The organism is Chitinophaga sp. OAE865 (assembly GCF_040546735.1).
GTDB lineage: Bacteria > Bacteroidota > Bacteroidia > Chitinophagales > Chitinophagaceae > Chitinophaga > Chitinophaga polysaccharea_A.
In genome coordinates, this window is record NZ_JBEPOF010000001.1 from 7,235,377 (window position 1) to 7,254,695 (window position 19,319).

Annotated in this window: 17 protein-coding genes; 11 read left to right on the forward strand and 6 right to left on the reverse strand. The window is 48.0% G+C overall.

What is annotated here, in order from left to right; translation table 11 throughout:
* Positions 1 to 72 precede the first annotated feature (72 nt).
* From ABIE50_RS28780 to ABIE50_RS28815, 8 genes are all read left to right on the forward strand, one after another.
* Positions 73 to 708: a (2Fe-2S)-binding protein gene (locus tag ABIE50_RS28780; RefSeq protein ID WP_354028220.1), complete on the forward strand. Its 636-nt coding sequence runs from the start codon at positions 73 to 75 to the stop codon at positions 706 to 708.
* Positions 705 to 1,685: an FAD binding domain-containing protein gene (locus tag ABIE50_RS28785; RefSeq protein ID WP_209862029.1), complete on the forward strand. Its 981-nt coding sequence runs from the start codon at positions 705 to 707 to the stop codon at positions 1,683 to 1,685. Before ABIE50_RS28780 ends, ABIE50_RS28785 begins: the two co-directional genes overlap by 4 nt.
* Positions 1,682 to 3,919, forward strand: coding sequence for a xanthine dehydrogenase family protein molybdopterin-binding subunit (locus tag ABIE50_RS28790; RefSeq protein ID WP_209862032.1), 2,238 nt, complete (start codon positions 1,682 to 1,684; stop codon positions 3,917 to 3,919). The genes ABIE50_RS28785 and ABIE50_RS28790 overlap by 4 nt, the downstream gene beginning before the upstream one ends.
* Complete coding sequence (locus ABIE50_RS28795; RefSeq protein ID WP_209862035.1) at positions 3,916 to 5,070, forward strand: XdhC family protein; 1,155 nt, start codon at positions 3,916 to 3,918, stop codon at positions 5,068 to 5,070. The genes ABIE50_RS28790 and ABIE50_RS28795 overlap by 4 nt, the downstream gene beginning before the upstream one ends.
* Positions 5,070 to 5,663 (forward strand): nucleotidyltransferase family protein, encoded by a 594-nt coding sequence (locus ABIE50_RS28800; RefSeq protein ID WP_209862038.1) that lies wholly within the window; start codon positions 5,070 to 5,072, stop codon positions 5,661 to 5,663. The genes ABIE50_RS28795 and ABIE50_RS28800 overlap by 1 nt, the downstream gene beginning before the upstream one ends.
* A 272-nt stretch (positions 5,664 to 5,935) precedes the next feature.
* A complete protein-coding gene (locus tag ABIE50_RS28805) occupies positions 5,936 to 6,829 on the forward strand; it encodes a phytanoyl-CoA dioxygenase family protein (RefSeq protein ID WP_209862041.1) in 894 nt (297 codons plus the stop codon).
* A 12-nt stretch (positions 6,830 to 6,841) separates the two neighbouring features.
* A complete protein-coding gene (locus ABIE50_RS28810) occupies positions 6,842 to 7,654 on the forward strand; it encodes an SDR family NAD(P)-dependent oxidoreductase (RefSeq protein WP_209862043.1) in 813 nt (270 codons plus the stop codon).
* A gap of 98 nt (positions 7,655 to 7,752) precedes the next feature.
* Positions 7,753 to 8,493, forward strand: coding sequence for a DUF72 domain-containing protein (locus ABIE50_RS28815; protein ID WP_209862046.1), 741 nt, complete (start codon positions 7,753 to 7,755; stop codon positions 8,491 to 8,493).
* Between the two features lie 20 nt (positions 8,494 to 8,513).
* On the opposite strand, the gene ABIE50_RS28820 is transcribed toward ABIE50_RS28815, so the two are convergent.
* Positions 8,514 to 9,293, reverse strand: coding sequence for an Fpg/Nei family DNA glycosylase (locus ABIE50_RS28820; RefSeq protein ID WP_209862049.1), 780 nt, complete (start codon positions 9,291 to 9,293; stop codon positions 8,514 to 8,516).
* A 215-nt stretch (positions 9,294 to 9,508) separates the two neighbouring features.
* On the opposite strand from ABIE50_RS28820, the gene ABIE50_RS28825 reads away from it, so the two are divergent.
* Entirely contained in the window at positions 9,509 to 10,264 is a 756-nt protein-coding gene (locus ABIE50_RS28825; protein WP_209862051.1) for a murein L,D-transpeptidase catalytic domain family protein, read from the forward strand.
* Position 10,265: 1 nt separating this feature from the next.
* Here the strand turns inward: ABIE50_RS28825 and ABIE50_RS28830 are convergent, their stop codons facing one another.
* The 4 genes from ABIE50_RS28830 to ABIE50_RS28845 form a co-directional block, all read right to left on the reverse strand.
* On the reverse strand, positions 10,266 to 11,825 hold the full coding sequence (locus tag ABIE50_RS28830; RefSeq protein ID WP_209862054.1) for a L,D-transpeptidase family protein: 1,560 nt from the start codon (positions 11,823 to 11,825) through the stop codon (positions 10,266 to 10,268).
* 225 nt (positions 11,826 to 12,050) lie between these two features.
* Entirely contained in the window at positions 12,051 to 12,632 is a 582-nt protein-coding gene (locus ABIE50_RS28835) for a hypothetical protein (protein ID WP_209862057.1), read from the reverse strand.
* A 416-nt stretch (positions 12,633 to 13,048) separates the two neighbouring features.
* Positions 13,049 to 15,586: a phosphocholine-specific phospholipase C gene (locus ABIE50_RS28840; protein ID WP_209862060.1), complete on the reverse strand. Its 2,538-nt coding sequence runs from the start codon at positions 15,584 to 15,586 to the stop codon at positions 13,049 to 13,051.
* A gap of 197 nt (positions 15,587 to 15,783) precedes the next feature.
* The gene (locus ABIE50_RS28845; RefSeq protein WP_209862063.1) at positions 15,784 to 16,200 is read right to left on the reverse strand and encodes a hypothetical protein; all 417 of its coding nucleotides are present in this window, start codon (positions 16,198 to 16,200) and stop codon (positions 15,784 to 15,786) included.
* A gap of 79 nt (positions 16,201 to 16,279) precedes the next feature.
* Here ABIE50_RS28845 and ABIE50_RS28850 point away from each other — a divergent pair, with 79 nt between their 5' ends.
* Complete coding sequence (locus ABIE50_RS28850) at positions 16,280 to 17,146, forward strand: helix-turn-helix transcriptional regulator (protein ID WP_209862065.1); 867 nt, start codon at positions 16,280 to 16,282, stop codon at positions 17,144 to 17,146.
* 62 nt (positions 17,147 to 17,208) lie between these two features.
* A complete protein-coding gene (locus tag ABIE50_RS28855) occupies positions 17,209 to 18,078 on the forward strand; it encodes a hypothetical protein (protein WP_209862068.1) in 870 nt (289 codons plus the stop codon).
* A gap of 43 nt (positions 18,079 to 18,121) precedes the next feature.
* On the opposite strand, the gene ABIE50_RS28860 is transcribed toward ABIE50_RS28855, so the two are convergent.
* A complete protein-coding gene (locus ABIE50_RS28860) occupies positions 18,122 to 19,261 on the reverse strand; it encodes a hypothetical protein (protein WP_209862070.1) in 1,140 nt (379 codons plus the stop codon).
* Between the last annotated feature and the right edge of the window lie 58 nt (positions 19,262 to 19,319).

Here is a 19,319-nt window from a genome sequence, read left to right on the forward strand (position 1 = left end):
GCCGCTCATCTATTTTAAAAACCAAATACCGGATTTATTTACTAACTTATTAGGGATTAAATCCGGTAGAAAATGCCACAGGAAAACGACCAACAACACTATCCGCCCGGAAAGGGCAAACATGAAGCCCGCCGCGACTTCCTGAAACAATCTTCCGCAGTGATGGCACTGGCGTTCACGCCGCCGCTGGTAATAAAAGCGGCTCAGCACGATGAAACCATCGCCGGCATCTTTGAGAAGATGCCGGTAAGTATGGAGATCAACGGAAAAAAAGTACAGGTTTCCGTAGAACCACGCGTTACATTATTGGACCTGCTCAGGGAACAGCTGCAGCTTACCGGCACAAAAAAAGGTTGTGATCATGGCCAATGCGGCGCCTGTACGGTGCATGCAGATGGCCGCCGCATCAACTCCTGTTTGACGCTGGCGGTAATGCAGGAAGGAAAAAAGATCACCACCATCGAGGGTCTTGCTAATGGTGAAGAGCTGCATCCCGTACAGGAGGCATTTATTAAACACGATGGCTTCCAGTGCGGCTATTGTACCCCGGGGCAAATCATGTCGGCTGTAGCCTGCATCCGTGAAGGCCATGCCGGTTCTCCTGAAGAAATAAGAGAGTTCATGAGCGGTAATATTTGCCGCTGCGGCGCTTATGATAATATTGTTCATGCCATTATGGACGTAAAACAGGGAGGGAAAACAGTATGAATCAATTCTCCTATGTACGGCCTTCCAGCCTGAAAGCCGCTGTAGATGCCGTGGCGAAAGACAATTCCGCCCGCTTTATTGCCGGCGGTACCAACCTGCTGGACCTGATGAAAAGCGGCGTGGTAATACCGGAAAAACTGGTAGATATTAACCGTTTACCATTGAAAGATATACAGCTGAATGGCAACACACTTCATATAGGCGCCCTGGCGCTCAACAGTGAACTGGCGGCACATGAACTGGTAACCACACATCACCCGTTACTGGCCCAGGCCCTGCTGGCAGGCGCCTCACAGCAGCTCCGCAATATGGCTACTGTAGGCGGCAATATGATGCAACGCACCCGCTGCACCTATTTTTACGATACTACCATGCCCTGCAATAAGCGCAGCCCCAATAGCGGCTGCGGCGCTATTGGCGGCATTAACCGTATGCACGCCATCTTCGGGGCCAGCGATAGCTGTATCGCGGTACATCCCAGCGACATGTGCGTGGCGCTGGCTGCGCTGGATGCCACCGTACTGGTAACCGGCCCTAAAGGTGACCGCCGCATCCCTTTTACGGATTTCCACCGCCTGCCGGGCAACACCCCGCAGCTGGATAACAACCTGGCAAAAGGAGAACTGATCACCGCCGTGGAAATTCCCGCTAACGCCTACACGAAAAATGTATATTATCTGAAAGTACGCGACCGCGCCTCTTATGCCTTTGCCCTGGTATCAGTGGCAGCAGCACTGGACATCAGCAATAACATGATCCGGAGCGCCCGCCTGGCCATGGGTGGGGTAGCGCATAAACCATGGCGACTGTATGAAGCAGAAAAAGCACTGGCAGGCAAAGCCCCCACGGAAGAAAATTTCCGCCAGGCTGCAGCTATCGCATTGCAATCTGCCAAAACATACCAGCACAACCAGTTTAAAACAGGTTTATCCGTAAACAGTATTCAAACCGCTTTACTAAAAGCCGCCAGCGTATGAAAAAGCAACAAACAGGACAGTCGATGGACCGTGTAGATGGCCGCCTGAAAGTAACCGGAGGAGCCAGGTATTTCGCAGACCATCACCTGCCGGACCTATTATATGCCGCACTGGTATGCAGCCCTATCAGCAGTGGCACCATTAAAAGCATTAACACCACTAAAGCATTAAAGGCCCCCGGTGTGGCAGATGTAGTATCCCACCTGAATGCACCACCTGTGCCGGGGTATAAAAATGCCGATCCCGGCGCAAAAGATGGTCTTAAAATATTTAAAGACAACCGCATCTATTCCAACGGACAACCCGTAGCCGTAGTACTGGCCAACACACTGGAACGCGCTGTGCATGCTGCTTCCCTGGTGGAAGTACAGTACAACCAGGAAACGCATTATACCGATATGAATGCCAGCATGGACAAAGCATTCCAGAATAACCGGATGAAAGACTATTTGCGCGGTGAAGCAGATGCCTGGAAAAAAGCAGCTGTTACCGTGGATGCCACTTACACCATTCCATTGGAAGTACATAACCCTATGGAACTGGCCGGTATCATTGCACATTGGGATACGCCGGATACACTGGTGCTCTACGCGAAAACACAGGGCGTAAAAAATGTGCAGGACACGGTGAAAAGGTTATTCCAGTTACCGGAACAGAATATCACCGTTCACTCCCGGTTTGTGGGCGGAGGGTTTGGTATGGCGCTGCGTGTATGGCCCATGGAAGTAGCCACCATACTGGCCGCTAAGAAAATACGCAAACCGGTGAAGCTCGTCATCACACGCGATCAGATGTTCACCCTGGTAGGCTACCGCCCCAGTGCCATACAAAAGCTGAGCCTTGGCGCTACCTCCGATGGTAAGCTCACAGGCATCACTCATGAAGCGGTAGCCGTTACCTCTCCTTATGAAGATTTTACAGAAGGCATTGTGGCCATGAGTAAATTCATGTATGCATGCCCCAATGTAAATACCCGTTACAAACTGGTACCGCTCAACCTGAGCACGCCCGTATGGATGCGTGGGCCCGGAGAAGCTACCGGCGCATTTGCGCTGGAATCAGCCATTGATGAGCTTTCTTACAAACTCAATATAGACCCGCTTCAGCTAAGGATACTGAACCATGCTGATACCGATCCTGAAAAAGACCTGCCTTTCTCCAGTAAATATCTGAAAGAAGCCTATGAGCTGGGCGCTGAAAAAATCGGGTGGACTAACCGGAAGGCAACTCCCCGCAGTATGCAGGAAGATGGAATGCTGGTAGGATATGGCATGAGCAGCGGTACTTTTGGCGCCTTCCGTGGCAGGGCTACGGTATCGGCTACACTAAAATCCGATGGGTCCCTTATCCTCCAGAGCGCCGCTGCTGATATTGGCCCGGGTACTGCTACTGCCATGGTGCAGATAGCGGCAGATGTAACCGGCATTGCTCCTTCAAAAATACAATTCATGCTCGGTGAATCTGCTTACCCTTTTGCACCGCAACAGGGAGGCTCTTCAACCGTGTCTACACTTGGCAGTGCTGTAACAGACGCCTGTAAAGCATTACAGCAAAAGCTGGCATCACTGGCGGTCAGTAATGTACCGGCATTTAAAAACGCAACACCGGAAACAATTGTTTTTGAAGATGGACAACTGCTGAAAGCCGGGGGACAGGAAAAAATCACCTACGAATCCCTCCTGCAACAACAGCAGTTACCGGAAGTAAATGTAGTGGCTACCTCGCAAAGCGGGGAAGAAAGGAAAAAGTACTCGATGTACTCTTTCTCCGTACACTTCACCAAAGTACATGTACATCCTCATACCGGTGTGGTGCGCATAAAACATATTGTGAGCGTGGCCGATGCAGGCACCATTGTAAACACAAAAACCGCGCGCAGCCAGATGATCGGCGGCGTGGTAGGCGGCATTGGCATGGCCCTCACAGAAGAAGCAATACTGGATCACCGCTTCGGTCGTTTTGTAAATAACAACTATGCCGATTACCACGTTCCCGTAAATGCAGATACACCACCCACCGACGTGTATTTTATCAATAAGAAAGATCCTTACATCAATCCCATGGGGTCTAAAGGCATGGGGGAAATAGCGCTGATCGGCTTTGCTGCGGCGGTTTCCAATGCCGTGTATCATGCAACCGGCAAACGCGTGCGCGATCTCCCCATCACCCCGGATAAGGTGCTGGATGAAAAAGCTGCACAGCAATGGAAAGTGGAAAATAAACTGAATACATGAAAGAACTGGAAGACATCGTAAAATCATATTACACTGCCTGCCGCCAGGGAATAAAAACGGCGCTGGCAACAGTAGTGCATGTAGAAGGCTCTGCTTACCGCCAGCCCGGCGCAAAAATGCTGGTAACGGAAAATGGTACGCTCACCGGCGCTATCAGCGGGGGCTGCCTGGAAGGCGACGCCCTGCGGAAAGCACAACTGGTAATGATGCAACAGCAACCTATGCTGGTAACCTACGACACCAATGATGAAGACGATGCCAAACTGGGCGTAGGACTTGGATGCAACGGCATTATCCATATATTGCTGGAGCCCGTGAATGCGGAAGATCCGCTCAACGCAGTAGCCATGCTGGAGGAAGTAATATCCCATCGCGCGCCTGCCGTACTGGTAACCCTGTTCACACTGCACCGGCGTAAAGGGCCACAACCCGGCACCTGCCTGGTGCTTACCGCAAATGGCAAAATGCATCAACGTATACCCGATCAGCATCTGCAGGATGCTATCATCACTGATGCAAATCATGCGCTGCAGTCACGCAGCTCTTTTACGAAAACATACCTCTCTACCGGTAACGATTATACGACGCATACCTCCTACATACCGCCAGCGCCGCAACTCCTGGTTGCCGGCGCCGGCAATGATGTGATCCCGCTGGTGAAAATGGCCGCCCTTCTCGGATGGCATACCATTGTTATTGATGGCCGTCCCGGTTACGCCACCACCATAAGGTTCCCGGAAGCCACGCAGGTACTCATGGCCAAACCCGCGCAGGCGCTTTCCCAGCTGCAAACAGACCAGTATACTGCCGCTCTGCTGATGACGCATAACTATAATTATGATCTCGCCCTGCTGGCACAACTGTTGCCATTGCCACTTGCGTATATTGGCGTACTGGGCCCCGTTAAAAAGCTGCAACGCATGCTGGACGAACTGGCGGAGAACAATATCTCTATTACCCAGCAGCAACGGGCACGCATACACGGTCCTGCAGGACTGGATCTTGGAGCAGAAACCGCAGCCGAAATTGCCCTGTCGGTGATCAGTGAAATAAAATCAGTGCTGTCTGCCGCCGCAGCCACTTCATTGCGGGAAAAAACAACATCCATCCATTCCCGCGAACAACAGATCATCCTTCAACAGCAACTATAATGAAAACAACCGGTATCATTATCCTGGCCGCAGGCGCCTCTAAACGACTTGGAACTCCCAAACAGCAACTCCCCTACCAGAACAAAAGCCTGCTGCAAAATGTAGTGCACACTGCCCATCACTGCGATATGCCCACCGTAGTAGTGCTTGGCGCCTTCGCCACACAGATCAGGGAGCAACTGGTAACCGAAAAAGTACACACCATTGTAAATCCTCACTGGCCGGCCGGTATGGGCGGTTCTATCCGTACGGGCTTACAACACCTGCTGCGCATTGCGCCCCACGTAAATAATGTATTGCTGTTATTATGCGACCAGCCCTTTATCACCCCTTCCCTGCTGGAGGAAATGATAACGTTGAAAAATACCTCCGGTAAAGCCATCGTTGCCTGCACCTATGGCGATGCCACCGGTACCCCTGCCCTCTTTGGAAAGCCATTCTTTCCACAGCTGCTGGCACTGAACGGACAGGAAGGCGCTAAAAAAATATTGCTGCAACACCCGGAGCAGGTGGCCACTGTGCACTTCCCGCAGGGAGCAATAGATATAGATACCACCGCCGACTATGAACAACTGCTCACCAGCGGGAAATGATCAACCCGGAAAATATTTTTTGGTAAATAAAATGACATGCTTATATTTGTCTACAAGATTGGTAGACTAATAAAATCGTATTCACCATGAACACAGATCAAAATCATCGAAATCCGCGCCTGTTAAGCGCATCAACCAACCGCCCCATAATAGCGGCGTCTTATTGTTGTTGTTAACACCCACCCCACCCTGCGGCCACTCCACCAATTGCCGCTGTAGCATTTACTATTTCAACAACTGTTTTATCACTGTCAACACAAAAAATTTTCGTCATGAAAACGACAAACCAACCCGTGTTCTCCCTCTCCGGGGGAGTAACTGCAGCACATCTTGCATGGTTCCGTACCTATGGTATCATACAGTTTAAAAGCTTCCTGGACAAAAACGCTCTCGCCGCCGTACACGAAGAAGTACAACGTGTACAGGAACTACTGATCCGGAATAATATTCAGAAAGTAAACGGCATTCCCCTGAAATTCGGTACAGACGTGGATGGCAGCCCATTGATCCAACGCATCGCTTTCGCCTCTCATTACAGCAACATGTTGCGTGAATTATTAAAAGACCAGAGACTTCAGTCACTCACTACTTTACTGGGCCCCTACTCCGGCAGGATAGGCGAAAACGAAAAAGACGGCCTGGTGGTAAATCATTATGTAAACACTACCGAGAGCCAGTTCAAACAACTGGGGTGGCATACGGATAGCCCGCGGGACCTGTTTCTCGGTTCACGTATCCTTCCCATGCTGAACGTGGGTATTCACCTCGACAACTGCCCGCTGGATAACGGCGGACTGAGAGTATTGCCCGGCACGCATGAGCAAGGCTTACTGAAACTCCTGTTCAGGAAAAAGTACTTCATCGATAATAATCCCGATGAGAAGGAAGTAGGTTTTGATATTGAGGCCGGCGACCTTACCGTTCACGATGGGCGCCTCTGGCACCGTGTGCAGCAATCGCCCTATACCGGCGAAAAAAGCCGCAGAAGAGTGATGTACATTCCAATTATCACCGGCGCTTACCAACCCAAAACAGCGAATAGCCCCACGCCTTTTTATCATAAACTGGCGCATCTCAAACAACATCTGTATGGCGGCAAACCGCAATGGGCGAATATAAAAGCCCGGCCCGAAAGCCTTGCAGAAGTAAACACTCCATCTCTCTAAAAATATAATCCGATGTCATACGCATTAATAACCGGCGCAGCCAAAGGAATAGGAAAAGCCATTGCTGCACAACTCGCGGAAAGAAACTATCATTTGCTGCTGGTAGATATAGATGCAAAAACACTATCTGCCACAGCGGAAGCAATTGCAGCACAGTATCACGTTAATGTACATACGCTGCACCAGGACCTGTCGGCCCCCGATGCCCTGCAAAACGTCACCGACTGGAGCAGTACCTGGCATGATTCGCTTTCCGTGGTGGTGAACAACGCCGGTTATGGCATCAACGGGCCTTTTGAGCAACTTACACTACAGGAGCAGTTCAATATCATTGATGTAAATATCAAGGCACAGGTGGGTTTGTCGTACGCCTATATACCGGTACTGCGGAAATTCCCCAAAGCATACCTGCTGAATCTGGCCAGTACTACTGCTTATCAAACGGTGCCTTATCTTAACATCTACGCATCTACGAAAGCCTTTGCACTTTCCTTTACCCGCGGGCTCCGGTATGAGCTCAGGCATTCGCCCATATCAGTGAGCGCACTGAGCCCCGGCAGTACCGACACCGATTTTGTAAACCGGGCGCGCATGGGCGATTATACCCGCAACGTGGCCAACCGTTTTAACATGACACCGGAAAGGGTAGCAAAAATAGCTGTGGAAGGGCTCTTCAAAGGCAGGGCCGAAATTGTACCTGGCTTTACCAATAAACTGAATGCCTGGTTGCCAAAATTCTTCCCGAAATTGTTCGTAGAAAAAATTGCGGCGGGCATTTATGAGCCCAAAGAAAAAGAGGCTGGCACTATTGCACTCACTACCTGATACACAGGACCCTGCTTAATGAGAAAGCGGCACCGGAAATGGTGCCGCTTTCTTATGTATTATGGGAATAACATTTGTAGTGCTGTTATAAAAAAGATATGGCAACTACAGGCATTCATATAGGCACATCGGGCTGGAGCTATAAACACTGGAGGGAAATATTTTATCCTGCCGGGCTGAAGCCTGCCGGCTACCTTTCTTTTTATGCAGAAAAATTCAAGGTCACAGAAATAAACACCAGCTTCTATCATCTCCCCAAACCATCTACTGTAGAAGGATGGATAGAAAAAGTACCGGCCCGTTTCTATTTCTGCCCTAAGATCAGCCGGTATATCACCCATGTAAAAAGGTTACTGGATCCCGAAGAATCGTTACCCAGATTCTTTGACATTTTTGATCCCTTTATAAAACACCTGGGGCCGGTGCTGATCCAGTTGCCTCCTTCTGCTGCGTTTGAAACAGAAAGGGTGGACCACTTTTTCAGAATACTTACCAAAACCTATCATGGCTATCATTTCGCACTGGAAGCACGGCATAAAAGCTGGCTCTCCGATGAAGCCATGGCAATGCTGCAGCAGTATAAGATCGCCTGGGTTATTGCCCTGTCGGGGCACCGGTGGCCGTTTGCAGAAGCCATTACCGCAAAGCATATTTACGTTCGTTTCCACGGGCCGGACGGCAGGTATGATAAACTATATCCTGAAAAAACGATGGATACCTACGCGGGAAAGTTCAGGGAATGGCAGCAGGACAAACATACTGTCTGGGCATTCTTTAACAACGACGGGCACGGCTATGCGCTTCAGAATGCAACACAGCTCATCACATTGCTCAAATAGTTCTCTGCCTGCCCATTATCTTATTCAAACAATTCCTGTTCGTCGGTATAATAGGTTTTCCGGCCTCCGCTGCTGTCTTTCTTAATAGGCGCTCCACCCGGGCTTTCGCTTAATTTGGCATTGTGTACCAGCATAAAATCGCGCACTTCACCGTTGATGATATCAGGATTACTTTTCAGGATCTTCTTTTCAGCGGCTTCCAGGATCTTCTTTACAGATTTCAAAAGTGCTTTGATTTTAGGTGCGGGTATTTTATTGGAGATGGAAAAAGGAGAGATCTTTGCATCCCACAGGATATCATCTGCATAAGCATTCCCGATTCCCAGCACATTGTGCTGATCCAGCAGGTATTTCTTAATGGTGATTTTTTTCTTTGCCAGTTGCTCTTTGAGATAATTCTCGTTGAAGTCGTCCGACAACGCATCAGGCGCTGTTTTTTCTTCCGGATCCAGTTGAACATTAGCAGCGGCCTGGAAGTCTGTTAATGCCAGCCCTGTGCCATCTGCAAACAACAACTCTACAATGGTATGCTTTTGTTCATTTTCCTTTTCAAATAAATACAGCTTTCCATGCAGCATTAAGTGCATTCCCAGCACGTGTTTGTTTTTGAATACAAAATGCAGCTCCTTGCCCACCCGTTGTATGTGCTCTAAAGACTGCCCCTCCAGTGCAGCTTTCAGGTCGGCTTCTTTAACACGCAGCTTCTTTGCATTCTTTACTGTAACGGATTTCAGCTTTTTATGCAACAGCGCCTTTTCCAGGTTATGACGGAAGGCTTGCAGATCGGGTAATTCAGGCATAACACTATTTTTTTAAGATAAATTAAGGATTATGGCGGAAATAACCACCTATACATATTTTTCATGTATGTGAACAACCTGTTAAAAGTAACTGTCCAGCGGCCTCAGACGGGACTTTTAGGGCATTTTCACTCCAAAAAAGGTTATCTTTGCTGTCTATGTTTTTTCTAAACCAGTTATATTTTCTCTAAACCAATAAACCACGGAGTGTGAACATGAAATTGAAGCAAGTGATCAGACCGTTGATTTTTATAATTACTATTAGTCTTTTCGTATTTCTATTTACAAATTTTACAAATCTGGGCCCCTCGAAATCCACAGCCACTGCGCAACCGTCTACTGCTGTTAAAACGGATTCCGTACAACGGGAAAGCCTCTACGATATTATGCGGCTGGATACCACCGGTCTTTCAAGAGACGCATTTGAAAATGCCATGACCGGCTACGAGCATCTGCAGGAAAACGGACGGATTAAAAACCCGGATGTATTGTCTATTATTGACTTCTCCCTGCCCAGTACCAAAAAGCGTTTGTTTGTAATAGACCTGAAGAATAAGCTGTTACTTTTTAACACGCTGGTATCCCATGGCCGGAATTCCGGTAAAGACATGGCCAATACTTTTTCAAACAAGATGAACAGCTTTAAAAGCAGTCTTGGTTTCTATATCACCGGCGACACCTATACCGGCGAGCACGGCTATTCCCTTCGCCTGGAAGGAGAAGAAGCCGGCATTAACGATAACGCCCTCAGCAGGGGTATTGTTATGCATAGCGCCGATTATGTAAATGACAAGCTCGGTAAATTACAAGGCTATATTGGCCGTAGCCTGGGATGTCCCGCCATTCCCGAAAATGTGCACCGTAAAGTGATCAGCAGCATCCGTAATGGTACCTGCCTGTTCCTTTACAGCCCCGACAAATATTATTCCGCACATACAAAGATCCTTGTGAAAGACAGCAGCGCGTCTTAAACTATTTAAACAGCTTTTGTTTAAATACCACATCATGCGCATACACATCGGAGGCAAAATGTAATTTGCCTCCTTCCATCCAGGTAGTGAAATAAGTAATGATCACTGGTACCGGATCTTTTACCGCCACAAATTTTTCTTTCCCGCTATTCATGGCACTGTCAATTCTTTCGTTGGTCCATTGAGGTGAGTCCTCCAAAACAAACTGCGCCATTTTTACAGGGTCTTTTAACCTGATACAACCATGACTGTAAGCCCTGTTATCCCGCTCAAAAAGCGCTTTCTCAGGCGTATCATGAAAGTAAATATTGTAACTATTGGGGAACAGGAACTTAACCCTGCCCAATGCATTATGCGCACCGGGCTTCTGGCGGATGACCGGCAAGCCATTGGCCTCCCCTGTTACTTCCATGTGTTTGGAAGCCAGGTAGCCCTTGTTACGCTGAACTGCAGGCAGGATCTCTTTCCGCACAATGCTGCGGGGAATATTCCAGTAAGGGCTGAACACTACCTGGTTCAGCATTCCGGAGAACATAGTAGTACTATGCCCTTCTTTTCCCACAACAATATCCATATCAAACAGGCGCTTATCTCCATCCGTCACATGCAATACAAAGGCCGGTATATTTACGAGGATCAGCTTTCCCTGCGGCTTTACAGGCATCCATTTCATGCGCTCCATATTCAGCAGCAGTTGTTGTAACCGTTCTTCAGCGGAAATATTCAGGGCGTTGATCACGGTATCGTTCAACACCCCGTTCGGCGTGTACCCGTTACTGTTACGGAAGGCATTGATAGCCGCTTCCAGTTCGTCGTTAAATACATCTGTACTGTCACCGGGCTTTAACTCGCCGGTGATCTGCAGCCGTTTTTTTATGGCGATGATTTCCGGAGCTGATTGTCCTTTCTTTAATCCCTTCTTTACTGGCTGCAAGGGCTGCCAGCCTCCTTTGCCGACATATTCCCGGTAGGCTTTGAGCGGTTCTTTCATGGGGGCTACTGCCGGGAATACTTTATCATTGGTTCGAAGCATGGAATCGGCCAGTTCCATCACCGGATAGCGCTGGGCCGGCACCATATGCTCAAGCTGACCAATACTGCCGCCGGTTTCCCGGAAATAATTGATAAGCCGCCAGGTAAGTTGCAGCTCTGTTTTAATGATCTCTTTATCAGAAGAGCTGATCTCCAGGCTGTCTTCATTCATAAGGTCATCCAGCCGCCTGTCAAGCGCACGGTTACTTATGCTGTCCCTGCTGTAATTATACAGGCTCCGGAATGCAGCAGCCTGTTCCACCGGTCCCCGGCTGTCGAACCATGCAAATTCAAAATTGCGGGCATTATAAAAGCTGCGGATCCTGTCGGCAATGGTGTCGTTCAGTTTTTGCGAAGTAATGAATGCCGCTATCGCTGTACTGTCCAGGAACAGGTCGTTATAGGCATTTTCGGGAGTAATCCCCGTATTGCGTGGGCTGATATGCTCATCAGAGGTAGCCGGCGCTGAAGGGGAACTACAACCATACAGCATGTATGCAAACAATGTGATCAACAGGAGCTTCTTCATACCCTGTTTCCTATCAAATTAAAAGCCGTTTACAGGAATAGGCCGCTATACAGGATCCACGCTCCAGCGGGCGTAGCCGCTGCGGAACAAACTGTGCATATACTGCAACAAAGAGGGTGTATCAAAGTATGATACACCCTCTTTTCAGTTACCGGATGGAGGCGGCAGCCGGTTAAAGCAAAACGCCTTCATTTATTTTTGATACCTCTTACCAGGCATACGTTGTTAATCTTTTAACCCCAGGTATTTTTGCACTGATTTATAATCTTTCCAATCTACTCCACCGCTGGCGCTGCGGGCAGCCACACCTCCCGGTACCAGCACATAGCGAAACTGCCGGATCACTTTTTCACCGGGGAAACTGCCCGAGCTGAGATCATGGCTCGAAAGAATGAGAATTCCACCCTCAGCCGCCTGGAAGCTCACAAACATGTAGGGATCCAGGTATGGCAAAGGCACAATGTAAGGTGCATCTGCAGAGTCGAGGTTAAAATAAACATTGACAACGCCCTTGGTCAGTATTTCTTTGGTAAGCTTTGGGATTTCAACGGCGCCAACAAAACCATCGCCGGTAGGCACCCCGTTCTGATCGCGGATACTGTCGAAGGCTACATCAAGCCAGTCAGAATAAATCACATTGGCGACACCGGTATCCCCTTTAGGGCCAGCAGGGCCAGCAGGACCACCGGGGCCGGCAGGACCAGGATTACCGGCAGGCCCCTGGGCTCCGTCTTTGGAGCAGGCAGCAAATGCCAGGATTACGGCAAACAGGAACATTAAAGGCAGGTGACGGGAAGAAAGTTTCATAAAGGACGATTTTGGATGATTTAATATAATTAATGATATGTGGAGTTTCGAGGCATCGGGATCTTTACACGTTAGTCAATATACAAAAAAACAAATAACAAAAATGTGATAATTTAGTTCGGACAGTTATCATATCATGAAACAAAATAATGCCCCTGTTGGTTAAATAAAACGTCCTCATTTTTTTAATCTTCTCCCTGTTGCAATTTACCGGTTACAAGTTGATGATGATGTTCCTACAGGTTAGACACATTTGTTTTCAGTTCCTGGATCATAACGGATGATATGGATACAGCTGGAAGCCGACAAAGAAATTACCCCTGGAGGTGGCAATGTAAAATACTGGTAACGGCAATAAAAAGGAAAGCGCTTCCTTTAAGGGGAAACGCCTTCTTTCCTGTCGTTGTGAATATAAATTATACTCTTCCCATTACCGGGTCGCTGATGCTTTCCTTACCTGTTTCCACCCTGCCGGCAAAACGCTGCGAGAAAAGGTCGCTGCCGGAAGTCTTTACTGAAAAGTCGTACCAACCCTGGCTCTTAGCCAGGTCTATTACCAGTGTGGCAGTGGTGCGCGCAGCCACCGTTTTCTTCAGCACACCTTTTTTATATCCCAGGTCGGCAATGATAAATGTAGCCGGTTGTGTACCATAATTTACCAGTTTCAGCTCCACGTTGCCGGTTAGTTTTTTACTGTTGGTAATACCGCGTTGATAATTGCATATTATCTCCACCTCAGGATCGGAGGCATCACCGGTAAATTCCCGGTAAAACCCGTTAGGGCCATATATCCTCAGGTGATAATGCGCGTCTTCAAAAGATGACAGCGGCCAGGTATCTTTCAGCTGATCACCTGCCTTTACGGCATAGGACCAGGTTCTTACAGGCTCCATGGTTTGTGTGTCTTCCTGCAAATATTTGCCTGGTGCATACACGTTGAAAGGAGCACCTGCCGCACGATCGCCAAACACTTTGTTGCCGGCTTCAAAACTGATCCCGAATGATTTTTTGCCGGCATCCAGTTTTCCTCCCACATACAGTTCATAAGGCAGTGCGTTGGAAGCACGGGTGCCCTTTTCCTGCTGCGGCATCCATTCTGCCGTAGCGGGGTTGGCATTGATCTTTGCAATTTCTTCTGCGGTAAGCAGCTTGAATTCATCCGGTAGTTTCTTGAACTTCGCGTTATAGATAGTTTCAATAAACTCGTTCCTTTCCGGGAAAGGAACTGAAATTTTTTCACCGTTAAAAGGCCGGAATACAGAAGTAAGATCGCTGCAAACAGTACGGCGCCATGCGGAGATATTGGTTTCCTTAATTGGCTTGCCGGTTTTATGTTGCAGGAAATGCTCCATCAGCTGCAGGATGGACGTATGGTCGCATACCTGTGAATTCACATAGCCACCACGGCTCCAGGGCGATGCTATGACCAGTGGAACACGGTATCCCAACCCGATAGGGCTTTCGCGGATCTCGTCTGCTTCCAGGTATTTCTTGGCCTGCTCTTCTTCGCGTGTTACATATTCCAGGCCGGTATCAATTCCTGCAGATACCTTGCCGGTACCAGGCTTATGCGGCGCGGTGAACGGAGGCACGTGGTCGAAATAACCGTCATTCTCATCATAACATAAAATAAAAATGGTTTTCTTCCATACCTCTTCCCTGCGGGTGAGGATATCCAATACTTCAGACACATACCAGGCGCCATACCATGGTGATCCCGGATGGTCTGAGAACTCACCCGGCGCTACCAGCCATGAAATGGTGGGCAGCTTGCCCTCATTTACATCTGTTCTGAACTGGTGCAGTATATCGCCTTTAGGCACCTGTACGGTTCTTTCTGTATCCCCATCCTTGTAGGTAAGGGTTTCCAGCTCGTGGTAGTCGGGGTCGGCAATGTTGGTAGTAAATGCTTTGTTATGGAGATTTTGTGCCCGCCGGGATAATTTGGCAAAGTTAGCTACGGTAAATTTTTCAGCATCCACCTTTGCCTGTTCCAGCGCTGCTTTCTGCCGCTCCAGTTTCTTTTGCAGTTTGGCGGCTTCTTCTCCTGAAGCGCTGCCCAGCTTTGATTCCAGGCTTCTTATTTCTTCCGGAAGTTCTTTTATTTTACGTTGCAGGTATTGAATATGACCGGCAGCAAAACGCACATTATAGGCGGCAAACCATTCTATGGGATTATCTGTAAAGTTAGCCAGCATCCCGTCCTTCTCCCCTTCCAGACCGGCTGCACTGATTTCATTCTGATAAATTTTCCAGGAAATGCCGTTGTCTTCCAACCGTTCGGGAAAACTGGTCCAATGCGCTTCACGTCCGTAATCTACATCCTCATTCCATACATTGGCTTTGGAATCTGCCTTTTGTTCGTCGCGCACGGTACCCGTCCACAGGTAAAGCCTGTTTGGTGTGGTACCGGTTAAGGAAGAACAGAAATTCTGATCGCACACTGTGAAAGCATCGGCCAGGGAATAATAGAACGGGATATCTTCCCGGTTATAATAACCCAGGGTGAGCGGCATAGGCGCCCATTCCTTATTGCCTGATTTCTTTACCAGCAGCCACTGATCGTATTTACCGTTGTTACGGGCATCTACCTGGTTGCCCCATGAATGCGGCAGGCTGCTCATCCAGGTGGCCTTTGTTTCCTTCATATTAAGCCGGAAGGGGGCATAAGTTTCATTCTTTGCATTACTCTGCAGCCATACCAGGTTCTTGTTGGGCAGTTGTATAGCACGTGGATCATTATAGCCCCGCACTCCCCGGAGCGTTCCATAACAGTGGTCAAACGACCGGTTTTCCTGCATCAGCACTACAATATGCTCTGCATCCAGGAAAGTGGTACCGGGCTTGGGATCAATGGCCATTGCCCGCTGAATAGAAGCTGGCAAGGCGCTGAAAACACCGGCAGCCCCGGATAGCAATGCTGCCTTTTTAATAAAATCTCTTCTGTTATCCATTAGTCGTTATAAATTTTCATGTACACTGTAAAGGGATCATACGAAAATGGAAAATAGTAAAATTCCCGTGGTATCTACTATTTACTGTGAAGAATGGTTGTTATCTTATTATTATGGTTCTGTAATAACGGGCATAAAAAAGGCTTCCGCTCAATACGGAAGCCTTTTTTTATATGTTGAGAAATGGTAAAGCCGGTTTATTGTGCTGAAGGCACCAATACAATTTTGATCCTTACCTTGGCAGCTGGCTTCTGTGAAGCAGCGCCATTCACACCTTTAATATCTACCTCTACGCTCTGATCATCGTGGATAACAAAATAGGATTGATTGTTATATACCTGCGGCAGTAATTCAAATGCCTGTGGTACCACTGTCGGATTTGCCGCACTATACCTGGCCATGGAAACAATTACGCCATCCAGCTGGTTTACGTTATTTAATTCCGATACGGGAATGGAATAAAAGAAGGTACCATCCGAATCCTGACCCCAGTCGTTTGGACTTATTTCGAACAAAATGGTTTGATTGGGAATAACTACTTCATTGGTGGTTTTGGTGCAACCGGGCAATATAAAACCCAGTAACAGCAGCGGCAGGTAGAACCATGTTTTCATATTGTGTTGCGTTTAACATCATTTCACCAAATACAATGCCATAAACATATAATTCCACGCTAATCCGTATTTTTATAGCATGTTACCACGATACCCAAAAGCTTTCGAAAATATCCCCGCCGTTCAGCTGCAACACGCCGGAAAGTCGGTAGTGGCCTGGTTCAGGCAATCAACCGAAGCCGGTAAAGAACAGGGCTTCCTTACAGAAAACTGCCTGGTGTTCATTCTCCGGGGTACCAAACAACTGCACTTCCAGGAAGGCGACCTGATTGCCCACGCGGGCGACCTCCTGCTGCTGAGAAGGGGGGTGTATTTTATGACTGATTTCATTACGGATGGCGCCGATTACCAATCGCTGATGATATGCATGGATGATACGCTCCTGCGCTCCTTTGCCAGTGAAGACGGCGCCCCCGGCCCTGCTATCAAAACAACACTGCCGGTAGTCATCCCTTGTAAAAATGAATTGTTACAGGTGCGCAACAGCATCCTGGGCTACCTGGAACATCCCCATATACATACCAACCGGCTGCTGGAATTAAAAATAAACGAGATCTTACTGCTGTTGCTCTGCGGCGAATACCGGCAGGAAGTCCGGGCTTTCCTGTCGCGCCTTTTTGACCACAGTGCGGAAAATATTTCCCTGGTCATCCGCAATAATCTCTTTCAGCCTTTTACCCTGGAAGAATATGCGAAAATGTGCGGCTTAAGCCTAAGCAGCTTTAAAAGAGAATTTGCCCGCCTTTATGATGCCCCTCCCAAAAAATGGATCAATGAAGAGCGCCTGAAACATGCCCGTGAACTGCTGCTGCATTCCAGCAACAATGTTAATGAAATTGCCTATGAATGCGGTTTTGAAAATGTATCTTACTTTATAAAACAATACCGGCAGCTTTATGGCATTACGCCAAAAAATGCACAACGAACCAAAAATGCTATTTTTTGAACGATTCCTGCTATTGCTTCATTCCCGGCAGTAATACCTTTGATAAAAAATAACAGATAACTATGAAACGTATACCCATGATGGCTTTCATCCTGATGGCCAGCCATACATTTGCACAGCAGCGGCTCAATAACGCATCCTTTATGCATGCCCCGGAAAGCGTGGCTACGGATAACAGCAGCTACTATATTGCCGATATAGGCGAAGGTGCAAATCCTACCAAAAAAGATGGTAACGGGATCATTTTCCGGATGAACAAAAAAGGGGATCACCAGGTGCTGGCCACGGGACTGGATGCCCCTAAAGGCGCATTCATCCTGCATCACACCCTTTTTGTAGCAGATATCGATAAAGTAAAGGGATATGATATTACTTCAGGTGCGCAACTATACAATATAGACCTTGCACCTGCCACTGCTTTTCTCAATGATATCACAGCTATTAACGATTCCACACTGGTGGCCTCTGCTACTGATGTAAATAAACTCTTCCTGGTACACCTGGGAAAAAATCCCCGCGCGGAAGAACTGGTATATACCCATCCTGTAAAAGGTACCAATGGCGTAGTATACGATGCGCAGAGCAAGAAGCTGTATGTATGCGGCTTTGGCAGCGATAATGCACCGAACGGGCAAATTGGTTATATTGATATGAACGCTGCAGAAAAAGTATCCACGCCACTTACAAACAGGTTAGGCTATTATGATGGCATTGCGCTCACGGATCACAATAAACAACTGGTCATATCCGACTGGGTAGCTTTCGAGAAGAAGGGAGTACTGCTTAAACTGGATCTGGCCAGTGGTCGTATTACCACACTAAACCAGGAACTGATTGCTGGTCCGGCCGATTTTACACTGGATGCCGCCAGCAACGCTATTGTACCCGCAATGCTGGAAGGAAATGTATTGAAATATACTATCTCAAAATAAAAAAAATTAGCGGAGGAAGCCCGTTTCCTCCGCTAAATAACAATTATATCCTTACCTGTACACCCGCTGTTCCGCCGATGTATCCTCCATGGAATTTATCGTTCCTCCTGTATTCCGACCAGATATAATGGTTACTTATTCCCTGCCCTACCCCATGTTCTGTTTGCACGAAATTAAAGGTAGGACCGGCAAATACTTCTACCCTGCTGCCAAAGCGATAGGCGGGAAATATGCCCAGCGATTGCCGGTGATAATATCCTTTTTTGAAATCAGTGAGCACCAGGGTGGTAGCTTCTGCGTTGATCCTGAAATGTGATAACAGCGGCCAATGCGCGCCGATACCAGCTTGCAGGGCATACAAAGGATTAGGGTTATCCTTTAAATTATATCCTGCCCCAAGGATACCGTACAATATTTTTCCACCTGATTTGAAAGAAGCAATTGTTGTAGCCGTTTCATCGATGCTTACACTCACCTGCATTTCTCCGCCCTTCACAATGTTCACCGCACCTATAGGGCATTCGCTGCTATCGGCAATGTTGATAAAACCTACCTGCACACCTTTTACCTTTTTTGCAATATTGATAAACCCTGCCACCTGAGAGTGTACGTTTTCCGATTTATTCATAAAGCCGGCTACCTGCACATTGGCGTCTTTTTTCGCCATGTTGGTGAACCCTGCTACCTGCAGCTGTGAATTATTAGCGGCCATATTCATAAAGCCGGCTACCTGCGTACCATCCACATTACGCGGCACGAGATTGGCAAAACCCGCCATCTGGAAACCATGCATACTGCCGGCTGTGTTCAGGAACCCCGCTACCATAGCACCGTTTCCACTGGTTTTTACCTGGTTCATAAAACCGGCCACGGTAACAGCGTGAAATGTTTTACCGATATGATTGGAAAAGCCAGCTACCTGTGCGCCGGTAGCGCTGTCTTTAACAATATTGGAAACACCGGCAATAGCTGCGCCGGTTTCAGCTTTGGATACACCGGCAATAATATGTAAGGAAAAATGATTGGTATAAGCTGCTGCATTTTTTCCATTGCTGCTCAACGGATACACCAAACCAATATGCGCAGGACTGGTCAGCGGCGTTTGCGCATACGCCGCAGTAGCAAAGAATAAAACGGAAACAGAAAAACAAATGATCCGGCTGCTGAAGTAAAATGTTCTCATGGTGTGTTAGTTATTTCGTACTGTATAACGACACGTTGAAGAACTTATACCCCTATGC